Source organism: Lentzea sp. NPDC006480 (assembly GCF_040611995.1).
In the GTDB taxonomy this organism is placed as follows: domain Bacteria; phylum Actinomycetota; class Actinomycetes; order Mycobacteriales; family Pseudonocardiaceae; genus Lentzea.
Genome location: NZ_JBEXPJ010000072.1, coordinates 16,208 through 40,111, shown reverse-complemented (window position 1 = coordinate 40,111; position 23,904 = coordinate 16,208). Strand labels below are relative to the sequence as shown.

Annotated in this window: 28 protein-coding genes and 2 pseudogenes; 9 read left to right on the top strand and 21 right to left on the bottom strand. The window is 69.5% G+C overall.

Translation table 11 applies throughout. From position 1 onward, the window contains the following. Positions 1-70 precede the first annotated feature (70 nt). Together efp and ABZX92_RS25995 are read right to left on the bottom strand one after the other, a co-directional pair. Positions 71-559 (bottom strand): annotated as a pseudogene (efp, locus tag ABZX92_RS26000) (elongation factor P); the annotation flags it as partial. A 31-nt stretch (positions 560-590) separates the two neighbouring features. Beyond that, the gene (locus tag ABZX92_RS25995; RefSeq protein ID WP_355564416.1) at positions 591-1,667 is read right to left on the bottom strand and encodes a Xaa-Pro peptidase family protein; all 1,077 of its coding nucleotides are present in this window, start codon (positions 1,665-1,667) and stop codon (positions 591-593) included. Between the two features lie 35 nt (positions 1,668-1,702). On the opposite strand from ABZX92_RS25995, the gene ABZX92_RS25990 reads away from it, so the two are divergent. Next, positions 1,703-2,107 carry a B-4DMT family transporter gene (locus ABZX92_RS25990; RefSeq protein ID WP_355564413.1) on the top strand — a complete coding sequence of 135 codons (405 nt, stop codon included), beginning with the start codon at positions 1,703-1,705 and terminating at the stop codon, positions 2,105-2,107. Here the strand turns inward: ABZX92_RS25990 and ABZX92_RS25985 are convergent. The 9 genes from ABZX92_RS25985 to ABZX92_RS25945 form a co-directional block, all read right to left on the bottom strand. Then, on the bottom strand, positions 2,091-2,693 hold the full coding sequence (locus tag ABZX92_RS25985; RefSeq protein WP_355564411.1) for a hypothetical protein: 603 nt from the start codon (positions 2,691-2,693) through the stop codon (positions 2,091-2,093). The two genes, ABZX92_RS25990 and ABZX92_RS25985, sit on opposite strands and share 17 nt — an antisense overlap. 27 nt (positions 2,694-2,720) lie before the next feature. After that, entirely contained in the window at positions 2,721-3,110 is a 390-nt protein-coding gene (locus ABZX92_RS25980; protein ID WP_355564408.1) for a VOC family protein, read from the bottom strand. Between the two features lie 145 nt (positions 3,111-3,255). Further along, entirely contained in the window at positions 3,256-3,684 is a 429-nt protein-coding gene (gene aroQ / locus ABZX92_RS25975) for a type II 3-dehydroquinate dehydratase (protein ID WP_355564405.1), read from the bottom strand. Further along, positions 3,681-4,790 (bottom strand): 3-dehydroquinate synthase, encoded by a 1,110-nt coding sequence (gene aroB / locus ABZX92_RS25970; RefSeq protein ID WP_355564402.1) that lies wholly within the window; start codon positions 4,788-4,790, stop codon positions 3,681-3,683. Before aroB ends, aroQ begins: the two co-directional genes overlap by 4 nt. Then, complete coding sequence (locus tag ABZX92_RS25965; protein WP_355564399.1) at positions 4,787-5,293, bottom strand: shikimate kinase; 507 nt, start codon at positions 5,291-5,293, stop codon at positions 4,787-4,789. Before ABZX92_RS25965 ends, aroB begins: the two co-directional genes overlap by 4 nt. After that, complete coding sequence (gene aroC / locus ABZX92_RS25960) at positions 5,290-6,489, bottom strand: chorismate synthase (RefSeq protein WP_355564397.1); 1,200 nt, start codon at positions 6,487-6,489, stop codon at positions 5,290-5,292. The genes ABZX92_RS25965 and aroC overlap by 4 nt, the downstream gene beginning before the upstream one ends. Positions 6,490-6,502: 13 nt before the next feature. After that, positions 6,503-6,955 carry an A24 family peptidase gene (locus tag ABZX92_RS25955; protein WP_355564394.1) on the bottom strand — a complete coding sequence of 151 codons (453 nt, stop codon included), beginning with the start codon at positions 6,953-6,955 and terminating at the stop codon, positions 6,503-6,505. A gap of 363 nt (positions 6,956-7,318) precedes the next feature. Next, complete coding sequence (locus tag ABZX92_RS25950) at positions 7,319-7,774, bottom strand: PTS glucose transporter subunit IIA (protein ID WP_355564391.1); 456 nt, start codon at positions 7,772-7,774, stop codon at positions 7,319-7,321. After that, positions 7,771-8,007, bottom strand: a complete 237-nt coding sequence (locus ABZX92_RS25945; RefSeq protein ID WP_355564388.1) for a PTS glucose/sucrose transporter subunit IIB — start codon at positions 8,005-8,007, stop codon at positions 7,771-7,773. The genes ABZX92_RS25950 and ABZX92_RS25945 overlap by 4 nt, the downstream gene beginning before the upstream one ends. Before the next feature lie 110 nt (positions 8,008-8,117). On the opposite strand from ABZX92_RS25945, the gene ABZX92_RS25940 reads away from it, so the two are divergent. Genes ABZX92_RS25940 through ABZX92_RS25930 form a run of 3 tightly spaced genes read left to right on the top strand, consistent with a single transcriptional unit; the run spans position 8,118 to position 10,458 of the window. Continuing rightward, positions 8,118-8,873 (top strand): GntR family transcriptional regulator, encoded by a 756-nt coding sequence (locus tag ABZX92_RS25940; protein WP_355564385.1) that lies wholly within the window; start codon positions 8,118-8,120, stop codon positions 8,871-8,873. After that, on the top strand, positions 8,870-10,150 hold the full coding sequence (locus ABZX92_RS25935) for a PTS transporter subunit EIIC (RefSeq protein WP_355564382.1): 1,281 nt from the start codon (positions 8,870-8,872) through the stop codon (positions 10,148-10,150). The genes ABZX92_RS25940 and ABZX92_RS25935 overlap by 4 nt, the downstream gene beginning before the upstream one ends. 41 nt (positions 10,151-10,191) lie before the next feature. Beyond that, positions 10,192-10,458: an HPr family phosphocarrier protein gene (locus tag ABZX92_RS25930; protein ID WP_355564420.1), complete on the top strand. Its 267-nt coding sequence runs from the start codon at positions 10,192-10,194 to the stop codon at positions 10,456-10,458. A 201-nt stretch (positions 10,459-10,659) separates the two neighbouring features. On the opposite strand, the pseudogene ABZX92_RS25925 reads toward ABZX92_RS25930, so the two are convergent. Beyond that, positions 10,660-11,022, bottom strand: a pseudogene (locus ABZX92_RS25925) (phosphatase PAP2 family protein); the annotation flags it as partial. Between the two features lie 231 nt (positions 11,023-11,253). Between ABZX92_RS25925 and ABZX92_RS25920 the strand changes: the two are divergent. Genes ABZX92_RS25920 through ABZX92_RS25910 form a run of 3 tightly spaced genes read left to right on the top strand, consistent with a single transcriptional unit; the run spans position 11,254 to position 13,682 of the window. Beyond that, positions 11,254-11,928 (top strand): response regulator transcription factor, encoded by a 675-nt coding sequence (locus tag ABZX92_RS25920; protein WP_355564379.1) that lies wholly within the window; start codon positions 11,254-11,256, stop codon positions 11,926-11,928. 24 nt (positions 11,929-11,952) lie between these two features. Then, a complete protein-coding gene (locus ABZX92_RS25915; protein ID WP_355564376.1) occupies positions 11,953-13,296 on the top strand; it encodes a HAMP domain-containing sensor histidine kinase in 1,344 nt (447 codons plus the stop codon). After that, the gene (locus ABZX92_RS25910) at positions 13,293-13,682 is read left to right on the top strand and encodes a hypothetical protein (RefSeq protein WP_355564373.1); all 390 of its coding nucleotides are present in this window, start codon (positions 13,293-13,295) and stop codon (positions 13,680-13,682) included. Before ABZX92_RS25915 ends, ABZX92_RS25910 begins: the two co-directional genes overlap by 4 nt. Before the next feature lie 271 nt (positions 13,683-13,953). Here ABZX92_RS25910 and ABZX92_RS25905 read toward each other — a convergent pair whose 3' ends face one another. From ABZX92_RS25905 to ABZX92_RS25875, 7 genes are all read right to left on the bottom strand, one after another. Then, positions 13,954-14,775, bottom strand: a complete 822-nt coding sequence (locus tag ABZX92_RS25905) for a shikimate dehydrogenase (RefSeq protein WP_355564371.1) — start codon at positions 14,773-14,775, stop codon at positions 13,954-13,956. After that, the gene (gene mltG / locus ABZX92_RS25900; protein WP_355564368.1) at positions 14,775-15,992 is read right to left on the bottom strand and encodes an endolytic transglycosylase MltG; all 1,218 of its coding nucleotides are present in this window, start codon (positions 15,990-15,992) and stop codon (positions 14,775-14,777) included. The genes ABZX92_RS25905 and mltG overlap by 1 nt, the downstream gene beginning before the upstream one ends. Then, positions 15,989-16,477 (bottom strand): Holliday junction resolvase RuvX, encoded by a 489-nt coding sequence (gene ruvX / locus ABZX92_RS25895; protein WP_355564366.1) that lies wholly within the window; start codon positions 16,475-16,477, stop codon positions 15,989-15,991. The genes mltG and ruvX overlap by 4 nt, the downstream gene beginning before the upstream one ends. Then, complete coding sequence (gene alaS, locus ABZX92_RS25890; protein WP_355564363.1) at positions 16,464-19,133, bottom strand: alanine--tRNA ligase; 2,670 nt, start codon at positions 19,131-19,133, stop codon at positions 16,464-16,466. Before alaS ends, ruvX begins: the two co-directional genes overlap by 14 nt. Before the next feature lie 56 nt (positions 19,134-19,189). Then, positions 19,190-19,459 (bottom strand): hypothetical protein, encoded by a 270-nt coding sequence (locus tag ABZX92_RS25885; protein WP_030471638.1) that lies wholly within the window; start codon positions 19,457-19,459, stop codon positions 19,190-19,192. Beyond that, the gene (locus tag ABZX92_RS25880; protein WP_355564360.1) at positions 19,456-19,860 is read right to left on the bottom strand and encodes a DUF948 domain-containing protein; all 405 of its coding nucleotides are present in this window, start codon (positions 19,858-19,860) and stop codon (positions 19,456-19,458) included. Before ABZX92_RS25880 ends, ABZX92_RS25885 begins: the two co-directional genes overlap by 4 nt. Positions 19,861-19,966: 106 nt before the next feature. Then, positions 19,967-20,461 carry a DinB family protein gene (locus tag ABZX92_RS25875; protein ID WP_355564358.1) on the bottom strand — a complete coding sequence of 165 codons (495 nt, stop codon included), beginning with the start codon at positions 20,459-20,461 and terminating at the stop codon, positions 19,967-19,969. Positions 20,462-20,612: 151 nt separating this feature from the next. Here ABZX92_RS25875 and ABZX92_RS25870 point away from each other — a divergent pair, with 151 nt between their 5' ends. After that, complete coding sequence (locus ABZX92_RS25870; RefSeq protein ID WP_355564355.1) at positions 20,613-21,191, top strand: GNAT family N-acetyltransferase; 579 nt, start codon at positions 20,613-20,615, stop codon at positions 21,189-21,191. On the opposite strand, the gene ABZX92_RS25865 is transcribed toward ABZX92_RS25870, so the two are convergent. Then, complete coding sequence (locus ABZX92_RS25865) at positions 21,188-21,823, bottom strand: maleylpyruvate isomerase N-terminal domain-containing protein (protein WP_355564349.1); 636 nt, start codon at positions 21,821-21,823, stop codon at positions 21,188-21,190. The genes ABZX92_RS25870 and ABZX92_RS25865 overlap by 4 nt on opposite strands. A gap of 223 nt (positions 21,824-22,046) precedes the next feature. Here ABZX92_RS25865 and ABZX92_RS25860 point away from each other — a divergent pair, with 223 nt between their 5' ends. Further along, a complete protein-coding gene (locus tag ABZX92_RS25860) occupies positions 22,047-22,520 on the top strand; it encodes a GNAT family N-acetyltransferase (RefSeq protein WP_355564346.1) in 474 nt (157 codons plus the stop codon). On the opposite strand, the gene ABZX92_RS25855 is transcribed toward ABZX92_RS25860, so the two are convergent. Further along, positions 22,507-23,856 (bottom strand): replication-associated recombination protein A, encoded by a 1,350-nt coding sequence (locus tag ABZX92_RS25855; RefSeq protein ID WP_355564343.1) that lies wholly within the window; start codon positions 23,854-23,856, stop codon positions 22,507-22,509. The genes ABZX92_RS25860 and ABZX92_RS25855 overlap by 14 nt on opposite strands. Positions 23,857-23,904: the final 48 nt, after the last annotated feature.

The following is a 23,904-nucleotide window of genomic DNA, read 5'->3' as shown; positions in this document are numbered from 1 at the left end:
TGGTGCTGAGGGGTCAGTGCATGCGTGTCACGATTCTCGCCGCCGTTCTCGCGGTGGCCGCCACGGCCTGCGGGACCTGGATCTCGGCGCCGGTCTCCAGCGTGGCGGGCTTGGTGCCGCCGGTGGAGCGGTCGCCCTGCAGGCCCGGGTCGGTGTGCTGGATCACGAGCTCGACCGACGTCGGGAGCTCGATGAACAGCGGGACGCCCTCGTGCGTGGCGACCATCGCTTCCTGGTTCTCCAGCATGTAGTTGGCGGCGTCACCGACGGTCTCGGACGGAACCGGGATCTGGTCGTAGGTGTCACCGTCCATGAAGATGAAGTCGGTGCCTTCCTTGTACAGGTAGGTCATGCCGCGCTTGTCCACGGTGGCGGTCTCGACCTTGGTGCCCGCGTTGAAGGTCTTGTCGACGACCTTCCCGGTCAGCACGTGCTTGAGGGTCGTGCGCACGAAGGCGCCACCCTTGCCGGGCTTGACGTGCTGGAACGCGGTGACGGTCCAGAGCTGGCCGTCGAGGTTCAGCACCAGGCCGTTCTTCAGGTCGTTCGTGGTGGCCACGGTGGGATTTCTCCTGTGTAGGACGGGGGTGTCAGACGACCACGAGTTCTTTCGTGGTCAGGGTGAGGAGCTCCGGCCCGCTCTCACGGACCACGAGGGTGTCCTCGATGCGGACCCCGCCCCGCCCCGACAAGTAGACGCCGGGCTCGACGGTGACCGCCATACCGGCCGAAAGTGTACCGTCACCCGCCTTCGACAACGCCGGTGCCTCGTGGATCTCCAGCCCGACGCCGTGACCGAGGCCGTGCAGGAACTCACCCCCGTGCCCGGCCTTCTCGATCACCTCGCGCGACGCCAGGTCGACGTCGCTCACCTTGACGCCCGGCTTGAGCGCGTTGCGTCCCGCTTGTTGTGACCGTGCGACCAGGTCGTACAGCTCGCGCTGCCAGTCGGCGGGCTTGCCCAGGACGAGCGTGCGGGTCATGTCCGAGTGGTAGCCGTCGACCAGGGCGCCGAAGTCGAGCTTGATGAAGTCGCCCTGGTGCAGCGTGGCGTCCGTGGGCGCGTGGTGCGGCACCGCCGAGTTCGCGCCGAACGCGACGATCGACGGGAAGGAGGGCCCCTCCGCGCCGTGGTCGAGCATGCGGCTCTCCAGCTCGCGCGCGACCTCGCGTTCGGTGCGGCCCGCGCGCAGCCCGCCGTGGCCGATCAACGCCGCCAGCGCCCGGTCGGCCGCCGCGCACGCCATCCGCAGGGCCTCGATCTCGATCTCGTCCTTGACCAGCCGGAGCTTCTCGACCAGGCCACTGGCTTTGGTCAGCTCGGCCTTCTCGGCGGTGCTCTTCAGCGCTTCGAGGCCGTCGACCGTCACGTGGTGGCTCTCGAAGCCGAGCCTGCCCTTGGCCTTCTTCGCGAGCGCCACGTCGCACGGCCGGTCGATCAGCCGTTCCAGGTCCGGCACCTGCTTGGCCGACTGGGTGAGATACCGGCCGTCCGTGCAGAAGACCGTCTTGTCGTCACTCACCGCGTCGACGAGCACAGCTCCATTCGATCCGGTGAATCCCGTGAGGTACCGGACGTTCAGGAGGTTCGTGACGAGCAGCGCGTCCAGACCCGTGGCCTGGAGCTCCTGGCGCAATGCGGTGCGGCGTGCGGCGTACGACGACATGTCTCGCAGCGTACGGCCAGTCCTAAGCTGTCCGCATGCGTCCTTGGTTCGTCCGTGCGTTGTGGATGGGTTTGCTCCACGGAGCCGTGCAGACCGGTGTGTCGGCCGTGGCGGTCCGCAGCCCGGAGGCGACGTCGGTGCGTCCCATCGCGCTGGGGCTGCTCGTGGCCGCCGCCGTGATCTGGGGAGCGGTCGACCGCCTGCGCGAACTGCCCTCTCCCGGCATGCAGTGGTTCATCGCGTCGCTGATCGCCGGGCCGTTCGCCGGTGCGCTGGGCGTGATCGGGTCGGCGTTGCTCGTGGACCAGACCGGCCAGGAGGCCTTGTGGGTCGCGTTGACCGGCGGGGCCGCGTTCACGGCGTTGCTCGTGCTGGCGCCGGCCGGGCTCGGGCTGCTGCTGGGCGGGTTCCTGGGCGAGAAGGCTAGCCCGCGTCCTTGACCTTGAGCTGGTAGGCCACAGAGATCGCGAGGCCGCCCGACTCGCCCACGATCCGCAGCTCGTGCTCCCCCGGCGTCAGGGGCTTGAGCCAGGCCCACAGCCCGCACGCCTGAGCGGAGATGCGCCCCGCGCGCTCCCCGGCCGCATTGTCCTGCGCGGCGTCGAACCTGACCTCGACCGGGTCGATCCTGCGCAGCTCCACGACCTGGCCGTCGAGCGTCACCGACCCCTTCGCCGCCGCCATGAACTTCGTGCAGTCGGTCGTGTTCGCGCTGTAGCGGTTGATCGCCGGCCCGGCCAGCGGACGATCGGCCGGCACCTCGCACGTCCGCTCCGCCTTGCCGCCGAACGTCCCGGCGAAGAACCACACGTCCTTCGGCTGGTCCTCGGCGCAGAACTGGCCGGTGGTGTCGGCCACGGGGTTGCGCTCCTCAGGGCTCGCCAGCGCCCACGTCCACCACCTGGCCTGCAGGTCCGCGTCGGACAGTTCGGCTGCCGGCGACTCGGAGGTGGGAGTCGCCGGGGGCTGGGCAGTGGCGCACCCCGCCAGGAGCAGCGCGAGCGCGGCGATGAGGGGTCTCGGCACGCGCGGGATCCTCGCAGAAGAAGGTCTCTATTCGACGGTGTTGTTGGCTACCAGCTCGATCTCGAAGCCGTCATCGTTCTCGAGGAACGCGGCGTAGTGGTCCTTGCCGCCGGCGTGGGGGTGCTTGTCGGCGAACATCAGCTGCCAGCCGTGGTGATGGGCTTGCTCGGTGAGGCGGTCCACGTTCTCGCGGGTGCCTGCGTGGAGGGCCAGGTGGTTGAGGCCCGCTTTCATTCGATCGTGTGAACCTGTGCAGGCTGGGGACTGCTCGACCACGACGTAGGTCTTGCCGAGCTTCCAGCTGACGCCGACGGGCCAGCGCTGGTGCTCGCTCCAGCCGAGCTCGGTGAAGAGCCACCCGAAGGTGGCCTCGGCGCGGGCGAGGTCCGGCACCCACAGCTCGACGTGGTGCAGCACCCCGTCCCCTCCCCGTCAACCCGAGTCGAACAAGTGGATACGGAATGCCCACGAACTGGCCGTTGATTGACGATCAACTGGAACTAACTGACGTGGGCGAAGTCGGCGACCGCAGCGCGGTGGTGCAGCTGCACCGCGTGAGGCGCTACTTCTTGAGCGCGAGCCAGCGCAGCGCGAGCAGGTAGCCCTCCACGCCCAGCCCCGCGATCACACCGTTCGCGACCGCCGAGATGACGCTGTGGTGCCGGAACTCCTCGCGCTGGTGGATGTTCGAGATGTGCACCTCGACCAGGGGCGCGGTGAGCTGCGAGCACGCGTCGCGCAGGGCGATCGAGTAGTGGGTCCAGGCGGCGCCGTTCAGCACCACCGGGATCGAGGCGTCGGCGGCCTCGTGCAGCCACTTGACCATCTCGCCCTCGTAGGCGGTCTGGCGGACCTCGACCTCGAAGCCGAGCTCCTTGCCCTCCGCCACGCACATCTCGACGAGGTCGGCGTGCGTGGTGCTGCCGTAGATGAGCGGCTCGCGGGTGCCGAGGCGGTCGAGGTTCGGGCCGTTCAGGACGAGGACCTTCACAGCAGCACCTTTCCGGAGCCGGACGTGGGCTCGGCTGCGACTGCGGAGTAGGCGGCGGCGATGAGAGCCGGGTCCGGGCCCTCCAGACGGCCGGGCTTGGCCAGGCCGTCGAGGACCACGAAGCGGAGCACGCCCGCCTTGTTCTTCTTGTCGACCTTCATGCCCTCCATGAGCTGCGGGAGGGCGTCCGGGTCGTAGGAGGTCGGCAGGCCCAGCAGCTGCAGGACGCGCTTGTGGCGGTCGGCGGTCTCGTCGTCGAGGCGGCCGGCGAGGCGGGAGAGCTCGGCGGCGAAGACCAGGCCCACGCTGATGGCCGCGCCGTGCCGCCAGCGGTAGCGCTCGCGGCGTTCGATGGCGTGGCCGAGGGTGTGGCCGTAGTTGAGGATCTCGCGCAGGTTCGACTCGCGGAGGTCGTTGGTGACGACGTCGGCCTTGATCTGGATCTTGCGGCGGACCAGGTCGGCCAGAACGGTGCCGGTCGGGTCCAGAGCGGCCTGGGGATCGGCCTCGATCAGGTCGAGGATCACCGGGTCGGCGATGAAGCCGCCCTTCACGATCTCGGCCATGCCCGCGATGAGCTCGTTGCGCGGCAGGGTTTCCAGGGTGGCGAGGTCGACGAAGATGGCGTCCGGCTCGTAGAACGTGCCGACGAGGTTCTTGCCCGCGTCGGTGTTGATGCCGGTCTTGCCGCCGACGGCCGCGTCGACCATGCCGAGCAGCGTGGTCGGGATGTTGACCAGGCGCACGCCGCGCATCCAGGTGGAGGCGACGAAGCCGGCCAGGTCGGTGACCGCGCCGCCGCCGAGGCCCACCACGGCGTCGGTGCGGGACAGGCCGATCTTGCCCAGGACGTCCCAGCAGAAGCCGGCGACCGCGAGGTCCTTGCCGTCCTCGGCGTCCGGAACCTCGACGCGGTGGGCGTCGGCACCCGCGGCCTTGAGCTCGTCGACCAGGACCTCGGCCGTGGCGGCGAGCGTCGGCTGGTGGATGATCGCGATCTTGGCCGTACTGCTCAGGAACTCGACGATGTCGCCGAGCAGGCCGCGGCCGATCACCACGTCGTAGGGCTTCTCGGCGGCGACCCGGATGCGCACGGGCTCGGTCATTCGTCAACTCCCTTGATCACCGCGTCGGCCACCTGCTGCGGGTCGAGCGAGTCGGTCAGCACCTCGACCGTCGCGACCTCGCGGTACAGGGGCAGCCGCGCGTCCAGCAGCGCCTTGAACGTGGCGCGCGGGTTCACACCGGACAGCAACGGTCGGTTGGTCGCGAGGCCGGTGCGGCGCACGCCCTCGGCCATGCCCACGTTCAGGAACACGACGGTGTGGCCTTTGAGCCGCTCACGAGTCGTGGCGGACAGGATCGCTCCCCCGCCCAGCGCGAGCACGCCCTCGTGTTCGACGAGGGCCTTCGCGACGGCTTCTTCTTCCATGGCACGGAAAACGGGCTCGCCGTCGTCGGTGAAGATGTCCGAGATCGGCTTGCCGGCGAGCTCGACGATGTCCGCGTCGACGTCGCGGAACGGCAGGTCGAGCCGCGCCGCCAGCAGCTCGCTGATCGTGGTCTTGCCCGCTCCCGGCGGGCCGACCACGACGAAGCGGGGGCTCACATGCCCTCCCAGCGGGCTTCCAGGGCCTTCAGGTACGCGTGGGCGTTGCGGCGGGTCTCGTCGAGCGAGTCGCCGCCGAACTTCTCCAGCGCGGCCTCGGCGAGCACGAGCGCCACGACGGACTCCAGCACGACACCGGCACGCGGCACGGCGCACACGTCCGAGCGCTGGTGGATCGCGACAGCCGGCTCTCCCGTTCGGACATCCACAGTGGACAGTGCACGTGGGACGGTCGAGATGGGCTTCATGGCAACGCGCGCACGGAGGATCTCGCCGTTGGTGATGCCGCCTTCGAGGCCACCGGCGCGGTTCGAGCGGCGCGTGACGCCGACCGGGCCGCTGCCGCGGTCGATCTCGTCGTGGGCCTGCGAACCCCACCTGCGGGCCGACGTGAACCCGTCGCCGATCTCCACGCCCTTCATGGCCTGCACGCCCATCAGCGCGGCGGCCAGGCGGGCGTCGAGGCGGCGGTCCCAGTGCACGTGCGAGCCGAGACCGGGCGGCAACCCGTAGACCAGCACCTCGATGACGCCGCCGACCGTGTCACCGGCCTCCTTGACGGCCTCGACCTCGGCGACCATCGCGTCGGTGCCGCGCTGGTCGAAGCAGCGCACCGGCGACTCGTCGATCGCGGGCAGGTCGTCCGGCGTGGGCAGCGCGGCGTCCTCGGGCGTCTCGGCCTGGCCGATCGACACCACGTGGCTGAGGATCCGCACGCCCAGCAGCTGCTGGAGGAACTGCCGCGCGACGGTGCCGAGCGCGGTGCGGGCGGCGGTCTCGCGTGCTGATGCGCGTTCGAGAACGGGGCGCGCCTCGTCGAAGCCGAACTTCTGCATGCCCGGCAGGTCGGCGTGACCGGGCCGGGGCCGGGTGAGGGCCTCGTTGCGGCCGGTCGGCTTGAGCAGGCTCGGGTCGACCGGGTCGGGCGACATCACGGTCTGCCACTTGGGCCACTCGGAGTTGCCGATGGTGACCGCGATCGGGCCGCCCTGCGTCTTGCCGTGGCGCACGCCGCCGAGGATCTCGACCTCGTCCTGCTCGAAGCCCATGCGCGGGCTGCGGCCGAAACCGAGCCTGCGTCGCCCGAGCTGGGTGACGAGGTCGTCCGTCGTCACCTCGACACCGGCGGGCATGCCCTCCAGGACGGCGACGAGAGCGGGGCCGTGTGACTCTCCAGCGGTGATCCAGCGCAGCACGTTCACAATCCTTTCACAGCGTCGTCAATGCCCAGGTGGCGGCCAGCAACCCCGGGCCGTGGGGCACTTTGCGCGTGCGTTTGACGGCCGCTATCGCCAGCGTGACCGCACTGGCCAGGATCGCCGCAGGTAAGAGCGACGGCAGGCTGAGGGTCGTGCCGAGGGCCGCGGCGAGCTTCACGTCGCCGCCGCCCATGAATTCGGGTCTGAGGCGCCGGACCGCGAGATGAGCGCCACCGAAAACGAGCGCCCCGAGCGCGGCTTCTCCCAGCCGGTGGGACTGCAGGAGCAACAGCGCCGCGCCCAACGGGAGGGTCAGGGCGTCCGGCAACCGGTGGTGCCGCAGGTCGATCAACGCGAGCACGATGCCGAACCAGGCCAGCAGGTACGACGAGGGTGGTGCGTCCAGGACGGCGGCGACCGTCCACAACGAACCCAGGAAAGACGCGAGCAGGACCGTGGTCATGGCACCACGGTCCTGCTCGGTACGACTCGGGGCCAAACCGCGACCCGTCGTGAACGGTCCATTCACGCACGGCTCAACGATGCCCGACTTCACCCTGGCAAACGGCCCGAATGCGCGCTTCCGTTCAGTACGCGGGGAGCTTTCGTACTGCAGGAGAGGACGCGGGGCCCCCGCGTACCGCCCACAGCAACAGCCAGCCCGGCCGCCCATCGGGAACGCGGGAGTCCTACGTTCCCTTCTCGGGTACGCCGGGGCCCCGCGTGCCGCCTGCAGCGACGGCCGGCCGGGGCCGACGGCGGGAACGCGGGAGTCCTACGTTTCCTTCTGAGGTACGTGGGGGCCCCGCGTGCCGTGTGGGAACGGTTAGCGAGACCAGTCGAAGAGGGCGTCGTTCGCCGCCACGTCCACGTCCAGCGCGAGGTCGCCCAGAACGTCGGCGGAGGCGTCCAGCGCGATCACCGGGCAGATCGGCGCGAACCCCGCCGCCTCGACCTCCGCGGGGTCCCAGGTCACGATCCGCTGACCGGCCAGCACCTGCTCGCCCTTGACCACGTGCAGCTCGAAGCCCTCGCCCTTGCGCTTCACGGTGTCGATGCCCAGGTGGACCAGCACCGCGGCGCCGTCACCGGTCGCGACCACGAACGCGTGCGGGTGCAGCGTCACGACCGTGCCGTCGACGGGCGAGACCACGTCGGCCTTCACGCGAGCGGGCTCCACCGCCACACCGGGGCCGACCATGGCTTGCGAGAAGACCGGGTCCGGCACCGCGGAGAGCGCGACCACGCGACCGGTCACCGGGCTGCCGACGCGGAGGCTCACAGGAGGTCCTCGATGTCGGACGCGATGGTGTCCGCCTCGGGGCCGACGACGACCTGGACGACGTTGCCCGAACGCATGACTCCGTGCGCTCCCAACGACTTCAGGGCCTTCTCGTCCACCACGGAACCGTCTTCGAGCTCGCACCTCAGGCGCGTGATGCAGGGCTCGATCTCGATGATGTTGGACGCGCCGCCGAGCGCCTTGATGATCCCTGCCGCCTTGTCGTCAGCCACGTTCGTACCTCTCGTTCCCGTAACAGCGGTTGACACCCACTGAGTCTGCGGAGCATTCTCCCGCACCAACTGGTCTAGACCGGAAAGTACCACTGCGAGGAGGTGAGCGAATGCACGAGATCGTGGACGGGCCCAAGCCCAAGCACGCGCAGCTCCGCGAGATCCTGCGCCGGCTCGCCGAGCACGACCTCGCTCCCGGCTCGCCCATCCCGTCCGAGCGCGACCTCGCCGAGCGGTACGGAGTGTCCCGCATCACAGTGCGGGCCGCAGTCGGCCAACTGGTCGCCGAAGGCCTGCTGACCAGGGCGAAGGGACGTGGGACGTTCACCGCACGGCGGCGTTACGACCTGCAGCTCTTCCTGGCCTCGTTCACCTCGGAGATGAAGGCGCGCGGTCTCGAACCGAGCACCGAGGTGATCAGCTGCGCGCAGGGGGCTCCCGGTTCGAAGGCCTCGCTGGGGCTGGACGCCGACGAGTACGCCTACCGCGTGGTCCGGCTGCGCAGGGCCGACGGGGCACCGCTGGCTCTCGAGGCCGGCTGGTACAGCCCGCACCTGCTGCCGGAGCTCGACCGGTGCGACCTCTCCGGGTCGCTCTACGAGCTCTTCGCGGCGAAGTACGGGGTGCAGCTCGACGAGGCGAGGCAGACCGTGTGGGCCGAGACCGCCGACGCCGACACGGCGAAGGCGCTCGACGTCCGCAAGGGCAGTCCGCTGCTCGTGTTCCGAAGGGTCGCCTCCGCGCAGGGGCGGCCTTGTGAAGACGTGACTTCCTGGTACCGGGGCGATCTCTACCAGGTGACCATGCAACTGGACCGGACCGTCCCGGGTACCGGACCGAACTCCGCCAAGGGAGGTACCCGATGAGCACCGACGCCGCACAAACTGGTGGTCGTGAGATCAAGGGCCTCGCCACGTTGCAACGCTTCGGTCGCAGCCTCATGCTGCCGATCGCTGTGCTGCCCGCGGCAGGCCTGCTGCTCCGCTTCGGTCAAGACGATCTGCTGGGCAAGGAGGGCCTCGGCTGGAACAAAGTCGCCGCCGTGATCGGCGCGGCGGGCGACGCGCTGTTCAGCAACCTCGCGCTGCTGTTCGCCGTCGGCATCGCCGTCGGGTTCGCCCGGCGCGGTGACGGCTCCACGGCGCTGGCCGCCGTCGTCGGCTACACCGTGCTGACGAGTGTCTTCAAGGCCATGTCGCCGTTCGTCCTCGACCAGCCGACGGACCCGGCCGCGAAGCCGGTCCTGATCAACTACGGGGTGCTCGGCGGCATCATCGTCGGTATCACCTCGGCGCTGCTGTGGCAGAAGTACCACCGCATCAAGCTGCCTCCGTACCTGGCCTTCTTCGGCGGCCGCCGGTTCGTGCCCATCGTCGTCGCCGGTGTCATGGTGATCTTCGGCGTCCTCCTGGGCCTGGTGTACCCGCTGTTCAACTCGGGTCTCACCGCGGTCGGCGAGTGGGTCACCGGCAGCACGATCATCGGCGCGTTCATCTACGGCACGGTCAACCGCCTGCTGATCCCGCTCGGCCTGCACCACATCGTCAACAACGTCGTGTGGTTCCAGTTCGGCGAGTTCAACGGCAAGACCGGTGACATCCCGCGCTTCCTCGCCCACGACCCGTCCGCCGGAACGTTCCAGACCGGCTTCTTCCCGATCCTGATGTTCGCCCTCCCGGCCGCCGCGCTCGCGATCGTGCACACCGCACGGCCGAACCAGCGCAAGATCATCGCCGGCATCATGGGCTCCGCCGCGCTCACCGCGTTCATCACCGGTGTGACGGAGCCCCTGGAGTTCGCGTTCATGTTCGTGGCGTGGCCGCTGTACGTGATCCACGCGGTGCTGACCGGTACCTCGCTCGCGATCTCGAACGCGCTGGGTGCCCACGACGGCTTCTCGTTCTCCGCCGGCGCGATCGACTTCATCCTGAACTGGAACATCGCGACCAAGCCGTGGCTGCTGATCATCCTCGGCCTGATCTACGCGGTGGTGTACTACTTCCTGTTCCGCTTCGTCATCACCAAGTGGAACCTGAAGACGCCTGGTCGCGAGGACGACGAGTCGCCGGAAGCCGACGAGACCGTCCTCACCACGTCCGAGCGCGTGACGCGCGAGGCGCGCGAGACGAAGACCGAGAAGTAACAAGCACAACAGCTCTGCAAGCTCTACCGGGAGGAACCATCATGGCCGAGCGACGGGTCACCGTGGCCAGCAAGGTCGGACTGCACGCCCGACCGGCCGCACTGCTGGCGAAGGCCGCCGCCGACCAGCCGGTGACGGTCACCATCGCCAAGGACGGCAGCGAACCCGTGGACGCGGCGAGTGTGCTGGGTCTGATGACCCTCGGCGCCATGCACGGTGACGAGGTGGTGCTCAGCGCCGACGGGGACGGAGCGGACGACGCTCTGGACGCCATCGCCGAACTGATCGCCACCGACCACGACGAGTGAGTCGTGTCCGGGCTGTGAGTGCTTTCGGGGCCGCGTCCTGAGATCGCTCACAGCCCACCCGAAGTGCAGGACGACACCCGCGGTCACGACGCCGGCCAAGGTCGACGGCGTGGCCTGCGGGTACGTCACCATCAGCCACACCCCGCCCGCGGCCAGCGCGGGAGGCACGACCAGCCCTGCGGTCCACCTGCGCAGCACCAGGAACGCGATGGTCGAGACCAGCAGCGCCGCGCCGAGCGTGTCGCTGAACCGGTGCCAGCCGAGCGACACCGTCTCCGCCGCCACCGCACCCGCGCCGAGCGCGCCGGGCACCGCGACCCAGAGGGCGAACCTGCGCGGCACCGCCATGGTCACCGCGATCACCGACGCCACCGCGGCCGTCGTGTGTCCACTCGGGAAGCTGTTGTGCACCAGCACCGCTTCCTCGTCCAGCTCGGGCCGCACCAGCACGTAGAGCTTCAGCACCTGCGCGAGCAACACCGAGCCGCCGAGCACCAGCAGCGGCGGAAACGCCTTCTTGCGCGCTATCAGGATCACGAGGACCGCGGCGACGAGGATCGCCATGTCCACGTTGGACGCCCACGAGCGCTGCAGCGACAGTTCGGGCAACGCGGCGTTCTCCGCCTTCTGCCCGAACGACGTCCACACCAGCGCGAAGTACGTGAAGAGGAATCCCAGCAAGCTTCCGGCCATGCGTCCGAGACTCCGCGTGCCGATCTATGAGAACGTCCACGCCATGTCATGGTTCCGCTACAGAACCGGCGCGGGTCCCGGCACCGCCCGATAATGGATCTCGTGGCGATGGTGTTGCTGGTCGAGGACGACCCGTCTGTGCGCGAAGGACTCGGGCTGGCGTTGCGCCGCCAGGGACATGACGTCCGAGCAGCGGGAACAGGCGAGGAGGGCGTCGAACGACTCCGCGAGTCCCGTCCGGACATCGTGGTCCTCGACATCATGCTGCCGGGCATCGACGGCTTTGAGACGTGCCGCCGGATGCGCACGCAGGCCGAGGTGCCGATCATCATGCTGACCGCGCGCGGCGACGACTTCGACGTGGTCGCCGGGCTGGAGGCGGGCGCGGACGACTACGTGGTGAAGCCGGTCGAGCCGCGAGTGCTGGAGGCCCGGATCCGCGCGGTGCTCCGTCGAACCGTGTCCGAACCGTCCACCGTGGAACGGCACGGCTCGTTGCTGATCGACCGGGCCGGGCTGCAGGTGCTGAAGGACGACGTGAAGGTGGCGCTGACGCCCACCGAGCTGAAGCTGCTCCTGGAGCTGTCGCGCACGCCCGGCCGCGTGCTGACCCGGCAGCAGATCCTCGAAGCCGTCTGGGAGCACGACTACCTGGGCGACTCGCGGCTCGTCGACGCGTGCGTCCAGCGGTTGCGCGCGAAGATCGAGGACGTGCCCTCCGAACCCCGGTACGTCCACACGGTGCGCGGCTTCGGCTACCGCTTCGGCCCGCGATGAGGGCCCGTGAATGAGAGCCCGTAAATGAGAGCACTGTTCCGCGGCTTGAGGCCGCGGTTGATGGCGGCGTTCCTGCTGCTGACCCTGCTGGGCGCGGTGGCGGCGACCGGCGCCTCCTACGCGACGGCCCGCAACCTGCTCCTGGAGGACGCCCAGGACAGCTTCATGAACCCGCTGGTCAAGGACGTCCGCGACTACGCGTCTCGGTTGACGGTGCCACCGACGCAGCAGGACCTCGACCAGTTCGCGTCGTATCTGCGCGGCGCCGCGGTCATCACCTACGAGGGATTGCGCTCACGTGGCCCGGACATGTCCTCCGTGCCGGCGGAGATGCGCGAGGCGTTGAAGACCAGCAAGACCGTGATCTGGCAACGCCGCACGGACTTCGTCGAACCGGCCGTCTACGTCGGCATCCCGCTGCTGCGCGCCGACGGCTCCCCCACCGGCGTGGAGGTGTGGGCCTGGACGTCCCTGGGCGGCCCTCAGCGCGCCATCGACAGCTTCGCGAAGGCGGCCTGGGTGGGCGTGAGCCTGGTGCTGCCGCTCGCTCTCGGTCTGGCGCTGTTCACGGCTCGCGGCGTGCTACGGCCCGTCCGCCGCCTCGGGGCCGCCGCTCGCGCGCTGGGATCCGGCCGCCTGGACACCCGCGTCGACTCGCGGGGCACCGACGAGCTCTCCGACCTGGCCCGCACGTTCAACAGTGCCGCCGAGCAGCTGGAGGCCTCGCAAGCGGCGTCGCGCCGTTTCGTGGCCGACGTCTCGCACGAGCTCCGCACGCCTCTCACCGCCATGAACGCCGTGACCGCAGTGCTGGACGAGGACGCCGACTCGTTGCCGGAGGACACGGCCGTCGCGGCCCGTCTGGTGTCCGCGGAGACGCGCAAGCTCACCCGCCTGGTCAACGACCTGATGGAGATCTCGCGCTTCGACGAGGGCCGGAACGTGCTCGTGCTCGACGAGTGGGACATCGGCACCGCCGTCCGCGACACCCTGGCCGCGCGCGGCTGGACGTCGTCGGTGGAGACGGTGCTTCCGGACGGCGTGATGGGCCGGGTGGACCGGCGCCGCCTGGACGTGATCGTGGCCAACCTGGTGGGGAACGCGTTGAAGCACGGCGGCGCCGGGGTGCGGGTGGTCCTGCGTGCTGGTGTCATCGAGGTGTCCGACCACGGCCCGGGCATCCCTTCCGACGCCCTCCCCCACATCTTCGACCGCTTCTACAAGGCAGACACGGCCCGCTCCCGTTCCGAGGGCAGCGGTCTGGGATTGGCGATCGCATGGGAGAACGCACGCCTGCACGGCGGCACCATCGAAGCAGCCAACGCGCCCTCGGGCGGCGCGGTCTTCACCTTGCGCTTGCCCTGGTGATGCTCGCGGCCTGCGGTGTCCGCCCCACCCCGGTGCTGACCGGCGCGGAGGCCCCCACCGTCTCCTCGCACGAGCTGACGGTCTACCTGCTCTCGGCCAAGGGCACCGAGCTGGTGCGCCGGACCCGCTCCTACACCGGCACCGTGGACACCGCGACGGCGATCAACCTGCTGGTGGCCGGGCCGTCCGAGGAGGAGAAGAAGCTCGGGCTGACCACCGAGGTCCCGTCGTCCTCGTCCCGGGTGTACGCCGTCTCCAACCTGATCGTGCTGCCCGAGGACATGATCGGGCTGACGAAGATGGCGCAGTTCCAGCTGTACTGCACGGCGGTCGCGAACAAGGCGAAGCTGGAAGGTGTCTCGCTCTCGGGCGCCGACTGCCCCTGAACGGTTGATCCATGAACGGCGCCGTCGCGGAACACCTAGCTGGAAGGGCGGGACGCACCAGCGGCCGTGGTGCTGCCGGTCAACCCCAGCGCCCGTGCGGAGTCCCCGGCGGACACCCGCGCGTCCCGCCCGCCGGTCCCCCTCGAGGCAAGGGCACCGGCATGCGATGACCCCGGCCGATCGGCCATCGTCCGGAGCCAAACGAGTCATGTCCAGGCAACCACAAGACGCCGCACACCAGGAATTCCACCGGACCGGAAGTGGCCGAAAGTTACGAACTCCGAGCCGCCAGCTCGGCATCCAGGGCAGCCCGCATGACATCGCGCGGCGCCGCCTGGCCGGTGAACTGCTCCACCTGCCCGAAGGCCTGGTGCAGCAACATGTCCAGCCCGGTCGCCAGCCGCGCACCCGAAGCCTCGACCGCGAGAGCCACCGGCGTGGGCCACGGGTGGTAGATCACGTCGAGCACGTACGGCGCCTGGGCGACCGCGGCGGCCAGCGGAACCGTGGCGGAGGCGGGCACGGTGGACACCAGCACGTCCGAAGCGCCGGCCAGAGCCGCGAGGTCCACAGAGGACAGCGCCAGCACCTCGACGGAGATGCCGACCCGCCCGGCCGTCGCGACAGCCTCGGCGGCACGCGAAGGTTCCCGCACCACAAGGGAAACCGAGGAGATCCCGAGCGAGGCGAACCCGGCGAGCACAGCGGTGGCGGTACCACCAGCGCCGATCACCACACCACGAGAACCGCCGGGAAAACCCTTCTCCCGCAACGCTCCCACCACACCGTCCACATCGGTGCAGTCGGCGTGCCAGCCGGATTCCACCCGTACCAGCGTGTTCGCCGCACCCACCGCAACTGCGCGTGAAGTCACCGACGACGCCACCGCCAGAGCCGCGCGCTTCGTCGGCATCGTGCACGACAGCCCGACCCACTCCGGCCCGAGCGACGAGACCAGCGAAGCGACGGAGTCCTCGGCGCACTCCAGGCGCGTGTACTCCCAGTCCAGGCCCAGCGCGGCGTAGGCGGCGTTGTGCAGCACGGGGGAAAGCGAGTGCTCGATCGGCGAGCCGATCACTGCCGCGCGACGCACTAGTAGACGCCGTCCCGCTGCGCCTTCTGGTCGTTCGCGTTGTGCTCCTCGTTGGTCGTCGCGAAGCACGACGTGCCGTCCTTCTGGCACTTCACGAAGTACAGGATGTCGCCGCCCTCCGGCTTCATCGCCGCCGCGATGGCCTGCTGCGAGGGCGAGCCGATCGGGGTCGGGGTGAGGCCCTGGGTGAGGTAGGTGTTGTACGGGCCCGGCCGGTCGCGATCCGCGTCCGAGGTGCGGATGTGGGGCTGGTTGTTCTTGTAGTTGATGGTCGAGTCGAACTGCAGGGCCATGGGCTTCTTCAGGCGGTTGTAGATGACCTGGGAGACCTTGGTGAAGTCCTTCTCGATGGCTTCCTTCTCGATCAGCGAGGCCATGACCAGGACCTCGTAGGGGCGGAAGCCGGTGTTCGCGGTGCCGCCGGGGATGCCGGCGCCCGCCAGTTTCTGCGCGGAGGACACGATGACGCTGCGGATGAGCTCGACCGCGGAGACGCCGGGCTTGACCTGGTAGACGCCGCGCATGATCAGGCCTTCGAGGCGGTACTCGGGTTCGGCGCGCTTCACGTCGGCCAGCGCCCAGTCCGGCACGCCGAGGGCGACCGGGTCGGTCTGCTCGGCCGCCGCCTTGATCTCGTCGACCGTCAGGCACTTCTTGGCGCCGTCCTTCTCCGTGCAGCTGGCGTCTGCGAGCTGGGAGTAGATGCCCTTGACGATCTTGTCGCCCACCTTGATGTCGGTGAGCTTGATGCCGCCGACGATCTGGACGGCCGGAACTCGGGTCTTCGGGTCGACCATCTTGGCCACGGCCTGCGCGCCCGACATCTTCGTCTTCATCAGGTAGAAGCCGGGCTGGATCGACGTCACGCGCTGGTCGGTCTTGCTGGCCTCGGTGAAGGCGCGGGCGGAGGCGACGACGCCGTTGTCGTAGAGGGTCGAGGCGATGACGCTGACCACGTCGCCGTCCTGGACCTCGACGATGGCGTCGGCCTCGCCGCTGCCGGGGAAGTCGTCGTACGAACCGATGCCGCGCAGCTCGCGGTAGCCGTAGTAGGCACCGCCCAAGCCGACGGACAAGACGAGCGCGACGACGAGCCACAGGACCGTCTTCTTGCGCTTCTTCGCCTTGTCGCGGGCGCTGCTCTCACGCCGCTCGCGCTTCACCGGACGTCGTTCGTCCACTTCGGGGTCGGTGAACAACCCGAGATCGTCGCTCACACCTCGTCCTTTCGGGCGGCCACAGAGCGTGCCCGTGCGTCCAGCCAAGACTGCAGGATCTCGACAGCGGCAGCCTGGTCGACCACGGCACGCTGCTTCTTGCCCTTCACACCGCGCTGCGCCAGCACCCGGCTCACCACGACCGTGGTCAGTCGTTCGTCGCTGAGCCGGACCGGCACGGGAGCGACGCGTCCGGCCAAGGCGGCAGCGTACGCGGTCGCCGCCTCGGCTGCCGGTCCGTGGCGCCCCGCCAGCGTCTTGGGCAGGCCGACCACGATCTCGACGACGTCATGCTCGGCCACGAGACGTACGAGCTCGGTGAGGTCCGAGCCGCGCTTCTCGTCACGTTGCAGGGTAACCAGTGGAGTCGCGAGAAAAGCACCCGGATCGCTGAGGGAGACCCCCACACGAACCGACCCGACGTCGACGCCGAGCCTCCGACCGAGGCCCGGATCGCCGACACCAGGTGAATCAGCGCTGTTCAAGCACCTTGTCCAGTTCGTTGGTGAGGGCCGTGATGGCCTCGGGCACACCGGCCGGGTTCGTGCCGCCGCCCTGGGCCAGGTCCGGCTTGCCGCCACCGCGGGCGGCGATGGCCGGGCCGAACACCGGGACGAGCTTGCCGGCGGCGAGGCCCAGGTCGCGGGCGGCGGCCGTGGTGGCGACCACGAAGCTCACCTTGTCGCCGTCGACCGAGAACAGGGCCACCACACCGGGCTTGTTGCCCAGGCGGTTGCGGACCTCACCACCGAGCGTGCGCAGGTCGTTGCCCGACACACCCTCCAGGCCGAGGGCCACCAGCGAGAGGCCGCGGATGTCGAGAGCCTGCTCGGCGAGCGACCCGGCGTTGCCGAGCAGCTGGGCGGCGCGGACCTTCTCGAGCTCCTTCTCGGCGGCCTTCAGCCGGTCGACCAGGGACTCGATCCGCTCCGGCAGGCCCTCGGAACCGACCTTCAGCATGTCGGAGAGGTTCTGCACGATGGCGCGTTCCTTGGCCAGGAACCGCATGGCCTCGATGCCGACGTAGGCCTCCAGGCGGCGCACGCCGGAACCGACCGACGACTCGCCCAGCAGGGTGATCGGGCCGATCTGCGACGAGTGCTCGACGTGCGTGCCACCGCAGAGCTCACGCGACCACGGGCCGCCGATCTCGATGACGCGCACGGTCTCGTCGTAGGTCTCGCCGAACAGGGCGACGGCGCCCAGCTCCTGGGCACCGGCCATGTCGGTGTAGACGATGCTGACCGGCAGGTCCTTGCGCACGGCCAGGTTCGAGACCTCTTCGATCTCGCTCTTGGCCTCGCTCGACAGACCACCCGTCCAGGCGAAGTCGAGCCGCAGGTAGCCGGGCTTGTTGTACGAACCGCTCTGCAGGGCGGACGGGCCGAGCACCTGGCGCAGGGCGGCGTGCACGACGTGCGTGCCCGAGTGACCCTGGCGGGCACCGACGCGCCACTCCGGGTCGACGCGGGCCTCGACGTGCTCACCCTCGCTGATCTCGCCGTTCACGACGCGCACCTGGTGCACCCACAGCTTGCGGGCGACCTTCTGCACGTCGAGCACTTCCAGCTCGGCGTTGCCCGTGACGATCGTGCCGGCGTCGGACTCCTGGCCACCGGACTCGGCGTAGAGCGGCGTGCGGTCGAGGACGACCTCGACGATGTCGCCCTCCTTGGCGGAGGAGATCCGCTTGCCGTTCAGCACGATGCCGCGCAGCGTGGCCTCGGAGGCGAGCTCGGTGTAGCCGGTGAACTCGGTCGGGCCCTGCTCCAGCAGCTCGCGGTACACGGTCTGGTCGCCGTGGCCGCTCTTCTTGGCGGAGGCGTCGGCCTTGGCGCGGGCGCGCTGCTCGGCCATCAGCTTGCGGAAGCCGTCCTCGTCGACGCTCAGGCCGGCCTCGGAGGCCATCTCCAGCGTGAGGTCGATCGGGAAGCCGTACGTGTCGTGCAGCTGGAAGGCCTTGTCGCCGGGCAGCGTGGCGCGGCCGTCGGCCTTCACCTCGTTGGCGGCACCCTCGAAGATCCGCGAACCGGCGTCGAGCGTGCGCAGGAACGTGTCCTCCTCGGCCTTGAGCACCTGCTGGATGCGGGCGAACCCGCTGACCAGCTCGGGGTAGGCCGGGCCCATGGCGTCGCGGACGACCTCGGCGAACTGCACCAGCACCGGCTCCGTGACGCCCAGCAGGCGGGCGGAGCGCACGATGCGGCGCAGCAGGCGGCGCAGCACGTAGCCGCGGGCCTCGTTGCCGGGCGTGACGCCGTCGCCGACCAGCATGACGCCGGAACGGGCGTGGTCGGCGATCACGCGGAAGCGGACGTCGTCGACCTCGTCGGCGCCGTACTTGCGGCCGGACAGCTCCTCGGCCTTGTTGATCACGGCACGGACCAGGTCGGTCTCGTACACGTTGTCGACGCCCTGCAGCAGGTAGGCGACGCGCTCGACGCCCATGCCGGTGTCGATGTTCTTGGCGGGCAGCGACCCGATCGGCTTGTGGCCCTCCTTGGGGCTCAGCTCGCCGCGGACGTCCTGCATGAAGACCAGGTTCCAGATCTCCAGGTAGCGGTCCTCGTCGACGACGGGGCCGCCCTCCTTGCCGTACTCCGGGCCGCGGTCGAAGTAGATCTCCGAGCAGGGACCACCGGGACCGGGCACGCCCATGTCCCAGTAGTTGTCCTTGCCGTCCCGGCGCTGGATGCGCTCGGTCGGCAGCCCGGCGACCTTCTGCCACAGCTCGATGGCCTCGTCGTCGTCCTGGTAGACGGTGACCCAGATGCGCTCGGGGTCGAAGCCGTAGCCGCCCTCGTCCACCGAACCGGTGACGAGCGACCAGGCGAAGCGGATGGCGTCTTCCTTGAAGTAGTCGCCGATCGAGAAGTTGCCGGCCATCTGGAAGAACGTGAGGTGGCGCGTCGTCTTGCCGACCTCGTCGATGTCCGGGGTGCGCACGCACTTCTGGATGCTCGTCATCCGCGGGGCGGGCGGCGGGGCCTCGCCGAGGAAGTACGGCTTGAAGGGCACCATGCCGGCGTTGACGAACAGCAGGTTCGGGTCGTCGAGCAGGAGCGAGGAGGACGGGATGTACTTGTGCCCGTTGCGCTCGAAGTGCTCGCGGAAACGCTTGATGATCTCGTGGGTCTGCACGGGAATGTCCTTGCTGTTTGCTGGGAGTAGTCAGGGCGCGTTTGTCTGGCGAACGACTAGTGCTTGCCGTTCGCCCTGGGCGCTCGACGCCCCGGCGTGAAGCCCGTCTGACGTTCCACGGTCTCCTGCAACTCCTGTTCCCGTTCGGCCATTCCCGCCCGCACCTCGGCCCCGAAGGACCCGATGGCACCGGCGAGCTCACGCAGGCCTTCACCCACGTTAGCGCCGATACCGGCGGGAGTCGCCTGCTTAGTCACCTCGGCGGCCTTCTTCGCGACGAAGAGCCCGGCCGCGGCACCCAGCCCGAACCAGAAGAGGCGGCTCACTTGGCACCTCGCTTCGGACGGCGCTTGCTGTGCTTGTTCGGCTGCTCGGCGGCCTTGCGACGCGCCTTCACGGCCTTGCTCACGCCGTAGGACAGCGCGGCGGCCTTGACCAGCGGACCGCCGAGCGTGGCGGTGAACAGGCTCGTGAGCGCGGAGACGTTGCCGGTGACGGCGCGCGCGTTGGCCGTGATGCCGTCGACGCGCTCCAGCTGCGTGTTGACGTGCGTGAGCGTCGTGTTGGCCTCGACGAACAACGGGTCGGTGTTCTCGTGCGCCTTGCGCATCGCGATCGTGGCCTCGTCGAAGAACCGCGCGGCCTTGACCGCGACGACCGCCAGCACGATGACGAGCAGCACGAACGCACCGGCGGCGACCAGCGCTGCGATCTGCCCTGGCGACACGGATCCTCCTGGTGACCGGCATTTACGCTTGATTGCCGGTGAGATTACCGGGTGGGTCCGACACCCAAATGAGCGGCACAGCAATCGATCTTCAGGTAGTTGATCTTCAGCGGCCGGTGGTGCCGTCCAGCTGTTCCCGGATGATGTCGGCGTGACCCGCGTGCCGGGCCGTTTCGGTGGTCATGTGGGCGAGGAGCCAGCGCAGCGACTTGCGCATGCCGTCGATCGGGATCGCCATGAGCGCCTCGGGATCTCCTGCGGCCGTGATGGCCTGGTCGCTCGCCTCGATCGCCGCGCGGTACTCGCCGACGACCTGCTCGACGGTGTGGGCGGCGGGCACGGTCATGCCGAACTCGGCTTCCTCCGACCAGTCGTTGCCGCCGAGGTGGTGGTCGAACCAGAAGCGCTCGGCCTCGGCCAGGTGCTGCACCAGGCCGAGGATCGAGGTGCCGCTTTCGACCATCGGCTTGCGGAGCTGGTCCTCCGTCAGGCCTTCCGCCTTCTTGAGCACGCAGTGGCGCTGGAACTTGAGGAACGCGTGGGCCACGTCGAGCTCGCCCGTGTCGACGCGCGGGACCGGCTCGCGCTGGGTTTCCGGCATGCCGGAAACGTACGGCAAGCCAATTGGAACGGACCACTCATTGACGCAACCTGGTCACAGCCTGTGAAATACCCGTCACAGAGGGCTTGACACCGGCGGCTCTGCGCAGTTGAAGTAAGGCAACCCTAAGTCGACTCGTGCAGGAGGCCCCGTGAAGCCGGTATCGCACCTGGACTCCTACCGGAGGCAGGTCACGGCAGGCGCCCCGCCGATCCCCTCGCTCTCCTCGCCGTGGGACGCCCGCGTCGCCCGGCCGGACGGCTACGACCTGCACCTGATCCACCGCTGGAACCAGGCGCCGCACGTGGCGGCGTTCGCGCGGCGGGCCTGGTCGCTGCCGCGGTGGGAGCAGCAGCTGGCCGGGAACCTCGGGGGCGACGACGTCCGGCCGTTGCTGATCAGCTGGCACGGCCGCCCGGTGATCTACTGCGAGGTCTACCGGGTGGCGCGCAACGTCGTCGCTTCCAGCTACCCCGCGCGCCCCCACGACCTGGGGCTGACCTTGTCGGTCGGCGAGCTGGCGATGACCGACCACGGGCTCGTGCGGTCACTGCTTCCCCGGCTCACCGACGCGCTGTTCGAGGCCGACCCGCACTGCACGCGCATCGTGCTGGACCCGGACGTGCGCAACAAGCGCGCCATCAGATCGTTCGAGGCAGGCGGGTTCGTGGCCACCGACGAGATCATGCTGCCCGGCAAGCTCGCCCTGCTGATGATCTGCAAACGCTAGAACGCGGTGATGTCCTGCGGTGCGCGTTCCTTGCGGCTGAGCGCGCGCACGATGTCCACGGCCTTGTGCCGGTTGAGCGACATGCGGGTCAGCAGGTCGATGACGGTCTCGTTGACGGTGCGCGGGAACTCCGGGGTGTCGAGGCCGACGCTCACCGCGAGGTCGTCGGAGTGCACCACGAACTCCATCAGGCGGCTGACCAGGTAGTCGTCGAGCGGCACGGCCCACGGACCCCAGTGCGGCATCCGGACCGGCCGGTTCTCCTGGCCCGGCAACGTCTTCGCGAGCTCGGCGAGCGTCTGCTCGAACTGGTCGCACAACGCTTCTTGGCCTTCCGCGGCGATCTTCTCGCCGCCCGCGCGAATGCGGGCGTGGAACTCGTCGTCGACGTCGAGCTCGGTCCAGTTGGCGCGCGCGTAGTGCTCCATCAGCCCGACCACCGGCTCGTCGTTGATCGGGCTCGCGATCATCGACGGGATCGGCAGGATCTGGTAGCCGATGTGGCCGGCGAGGCCGCGGACGCCGAACTCGGGCAGCGCGCTGGGTTTGTCCCAGTGCTCGGTGACCTGCGGGTGGCGGATGAGGTCCAGCGCGATGCGGGCGGTGGCGAGGAAGTCGTCTCTGATCGTCACTTCGCCGAACTTACCGCCGTTTCCCTGCTGTACGCCGACGTTCGCTTCATCGCGGATACCCGCCGTCGCCGGTGTCTTCGTTCTCGTCGTCGGGACGCCGCGGCGGCTGCGGCGGGCGGGAGTCGGTCATGGTAGCCCCAGGTGTGCGCGTGGTCACTCAACGCAACCGAAGCGTACTCGCGTCGGGTTGTGCGGCACGAGTTCCCTGTGCCGATCATGAGACATGACCTCAACCGGGATACGGGCCGCGACAGCCGGCGACATCGCCGGGATCTGCCGGTTCGGCGAGGAGCACATCCCGCCGCTCTACACGCCGCTGATCGGTGCGGAGGCAGCGCGCGAGCAGCTCAGGTTCTGGACCGAAGCGCAGATCGCCAGGGCCGTCACCAGGAACCTGATGGTCGTGGCGACCCGAGACGACGAGATCGTCGGCGTCGGGCAGCGCGGACGGCGCGATCCCGCCGCGGACTCCGACCACGTGATCTACAAGCTCTACCTCCACCCCGGCGTGCGCGGCCAGGGCATCGGCCCGCGCCTGATCGAGGCGCTCAGCGGGCAGATCGACGCGGACAGGATCTACGTCGAGCACTTCCGGGAGAACGAGCGGGCGGCGCGGTTCTACGAGCGCGAAGGCTTCAAGATCGAACGTGAGGAGAACGGCATCGTGTGGCGGTCCAGGCCGATCACTCGCCCCTGATCACCCGGCGCAACCGCGGCAGTCGTTCGGCCACCGCGCGTTCGGCACCCCGGCCCGTCGGCTCGTAGTAGTCGCGGCCCACCAGGTCGTCCGGCGCGTACTGCTGTGTCAGCACGCCTTCCGGCACGTCGTGCGGGTAGCGGTAGCCCTGGGCGTTGCCGAGTTTCGCCGCGCCCGCGTAGTGGCCATCGCGCAGATGTGGTGGCACGGCACCGATAGCGCCCTTGCGCACGTCGGCGATCGCCGCACCGATGGCGGTCGTCACGGCGTTGGACTTCGGCGCGGTGGCCAGGTGAATAGTGGCCTGGGCCAGGTTCAGGGCGCACTCGGGCAGACCGATGAGCTGCACGGCCTGCGCCGCGGCCACGCAGGTCTGCAAGGCCGTGGGGTCCGCCATGCCGACGTCCTCGCTGGCGTGGATCACCAGCCGCCGTGCGATGAACCTCGGGTCCTCCCCCGCCTCGATCATGCGGGCCAGGTAGTGCAGGGCGGCGTCGACGTCGGAGCCGCGGATCGACTTGATGAACGCCGACGTGACGTCGTAGTGCTGGTCGCCGTCGCGGTCGTACCGCACGGCCGCCTTGTCCACAGTGGACTCCAGCAGGGCCAGGGTGATCACACCGGAGTTCGACGCCACCGCCGAGTCCGCCGCGGCCTCCAGAGCGGTCAGCGAACGACGGGCATCCCCGCCCGCGAGCCGCACGAGGTGGTCCTCGGCGTCCGGCTCCACCACGACCGAGCCGCCGAGACCGCGGGCGTCCGACACCGCCCGGCGGATCACCGCGCGCACGTCGTCGTCGGTCAGGGACTTGAGCTGCAGCACCAAAGACCGCGACAACAACGGCGACACCACGGAGAAGAACGGGTTCTCGGTGGTCGCCGCTACCAGCAGCACGATCCGGTCCTCGACCGCGCCCAGCAGAGCGTCCTGCTGGGTCTTGGAGAACCGGTGCACCTCGTCGATGAACAACACGGTCGACTCGCCGGACCGCACCAGGCGACGCCGGGCCTCGTCGATCACGGCCCGCACCTCCTTGACGCCGGCCGACAACGCGGACAGCGCCACGAACCGCCGTCCGGTGGCGCGCGAGACCAGGGTCGCCAGCGTCGTCTTGCCGGTGCCGGGAGGCCCGTAGAGCATCACGGACGCCGGGGTCGCGCCCTCGACCAGACGGCGCAGCGGCGCGCCCGGCCCGAGCAGGTGGTCCTGGCCGACGACCTCGTCCAGCGTGGCCGGACGCATCCGCACGGCCAGCGGGGCGTTGGCCGCGATGCGCTCGGCCTTCTCCTCGTCGGTCGCGCCGAAGAGGCCCTCGTCGAACAGACCTTCGCTCATGCGTTCGACTCTAGCGCCTGCTCCACGGGTCCACGTTCGCGACAGCCG

What these genes read in the sequence shown, in the direction of transcription:
- ABZX92_RS25995 (WP_355564416.1), bottom strand. Translation starts at nt 1,667, where the DNA reads ATGTCGTCGTACGCCGCACGCCGCACCGCATTGCGCCAGGAGCTCCAG.
- ABZX92_RS25990 (WP_355564413.1), top strand. Translation starts at nt 1,703, where the DNA reads ATGCGTCCTTGGTTCGTCCGTGCGTTGTGGATGGGTTTGCTCCACGGA.
- aroB (WP_355564402.1), bottom strand. Translation starts at nt 4,790, where the DNA reads ATGACCGAGCCCGTGCGCATCCGGGTCGCCGCCGAGAAGCCCTACGAC.
- ABZX92_RS25955 (WP_355564394.1), bottom strand. Translation starts at nt 6,955, where the DNA reads ATGACCACGGTCCTGCTCGCGTCTTTCCTGGGTTCGTTGTGGACGGTC.
- ABZX92_RS25940 (WP_355564385.1), top strand. Translation starts at nt 8,118, where the DNA reads ATGCACGAGATCGTGGACGGGCCCAAGCCCAAGCACGCGCAGCTCCGC.
- ABZX92_RS25935 (WP_355564382.1), top strand. Translation starts at nt 8,870, where the DNA reads ATGAGCACCGACGCCGCACAAACTGGTGGTCGTGAGATCAAGGGCCTC.
- ABZX92_RS25930 (WP_355564420.1), top strand. Translation starts at nt 10,192, where the DNA reads ATGGCCGAGCGACGGGTCACCGTGGCCAGCAAGGTCGGACTGCACGCC.
- ABZX92_RS25915 (WP_355564376.1), top strand. Translation starts at nt 11,953, where the DNA reads ATGAGAGCACTGTTCCGCGGCTTGAGGCCGCGGTTGATGGCGGCGTTC.
- ABZX92_RS25875 (WP_355564358.1), bottom strand. Translation starts at nt 20,461, where the DNA reads ATGCCGGAAACCCAGCGCGAGCCGGTCCCGCGCGTCGACACGGGCGAG.
- ABZX92_RS25860 (WP_355564346.1), top strand. Translation starts at nt 22,047, where the DNA reads ATGACCTCAACCGGGATACGGGCCGCGACAGCCGGCGACATCGCCGGG.
- ABZX92_RS25855 (WP_355564343.1), bottom strand. Translation starts at nt 23,856, where the DNA reads ATGAGCGAAGGTCTGTTCGACGAGGGCCTCTTCGGCGCGACCGACGAG.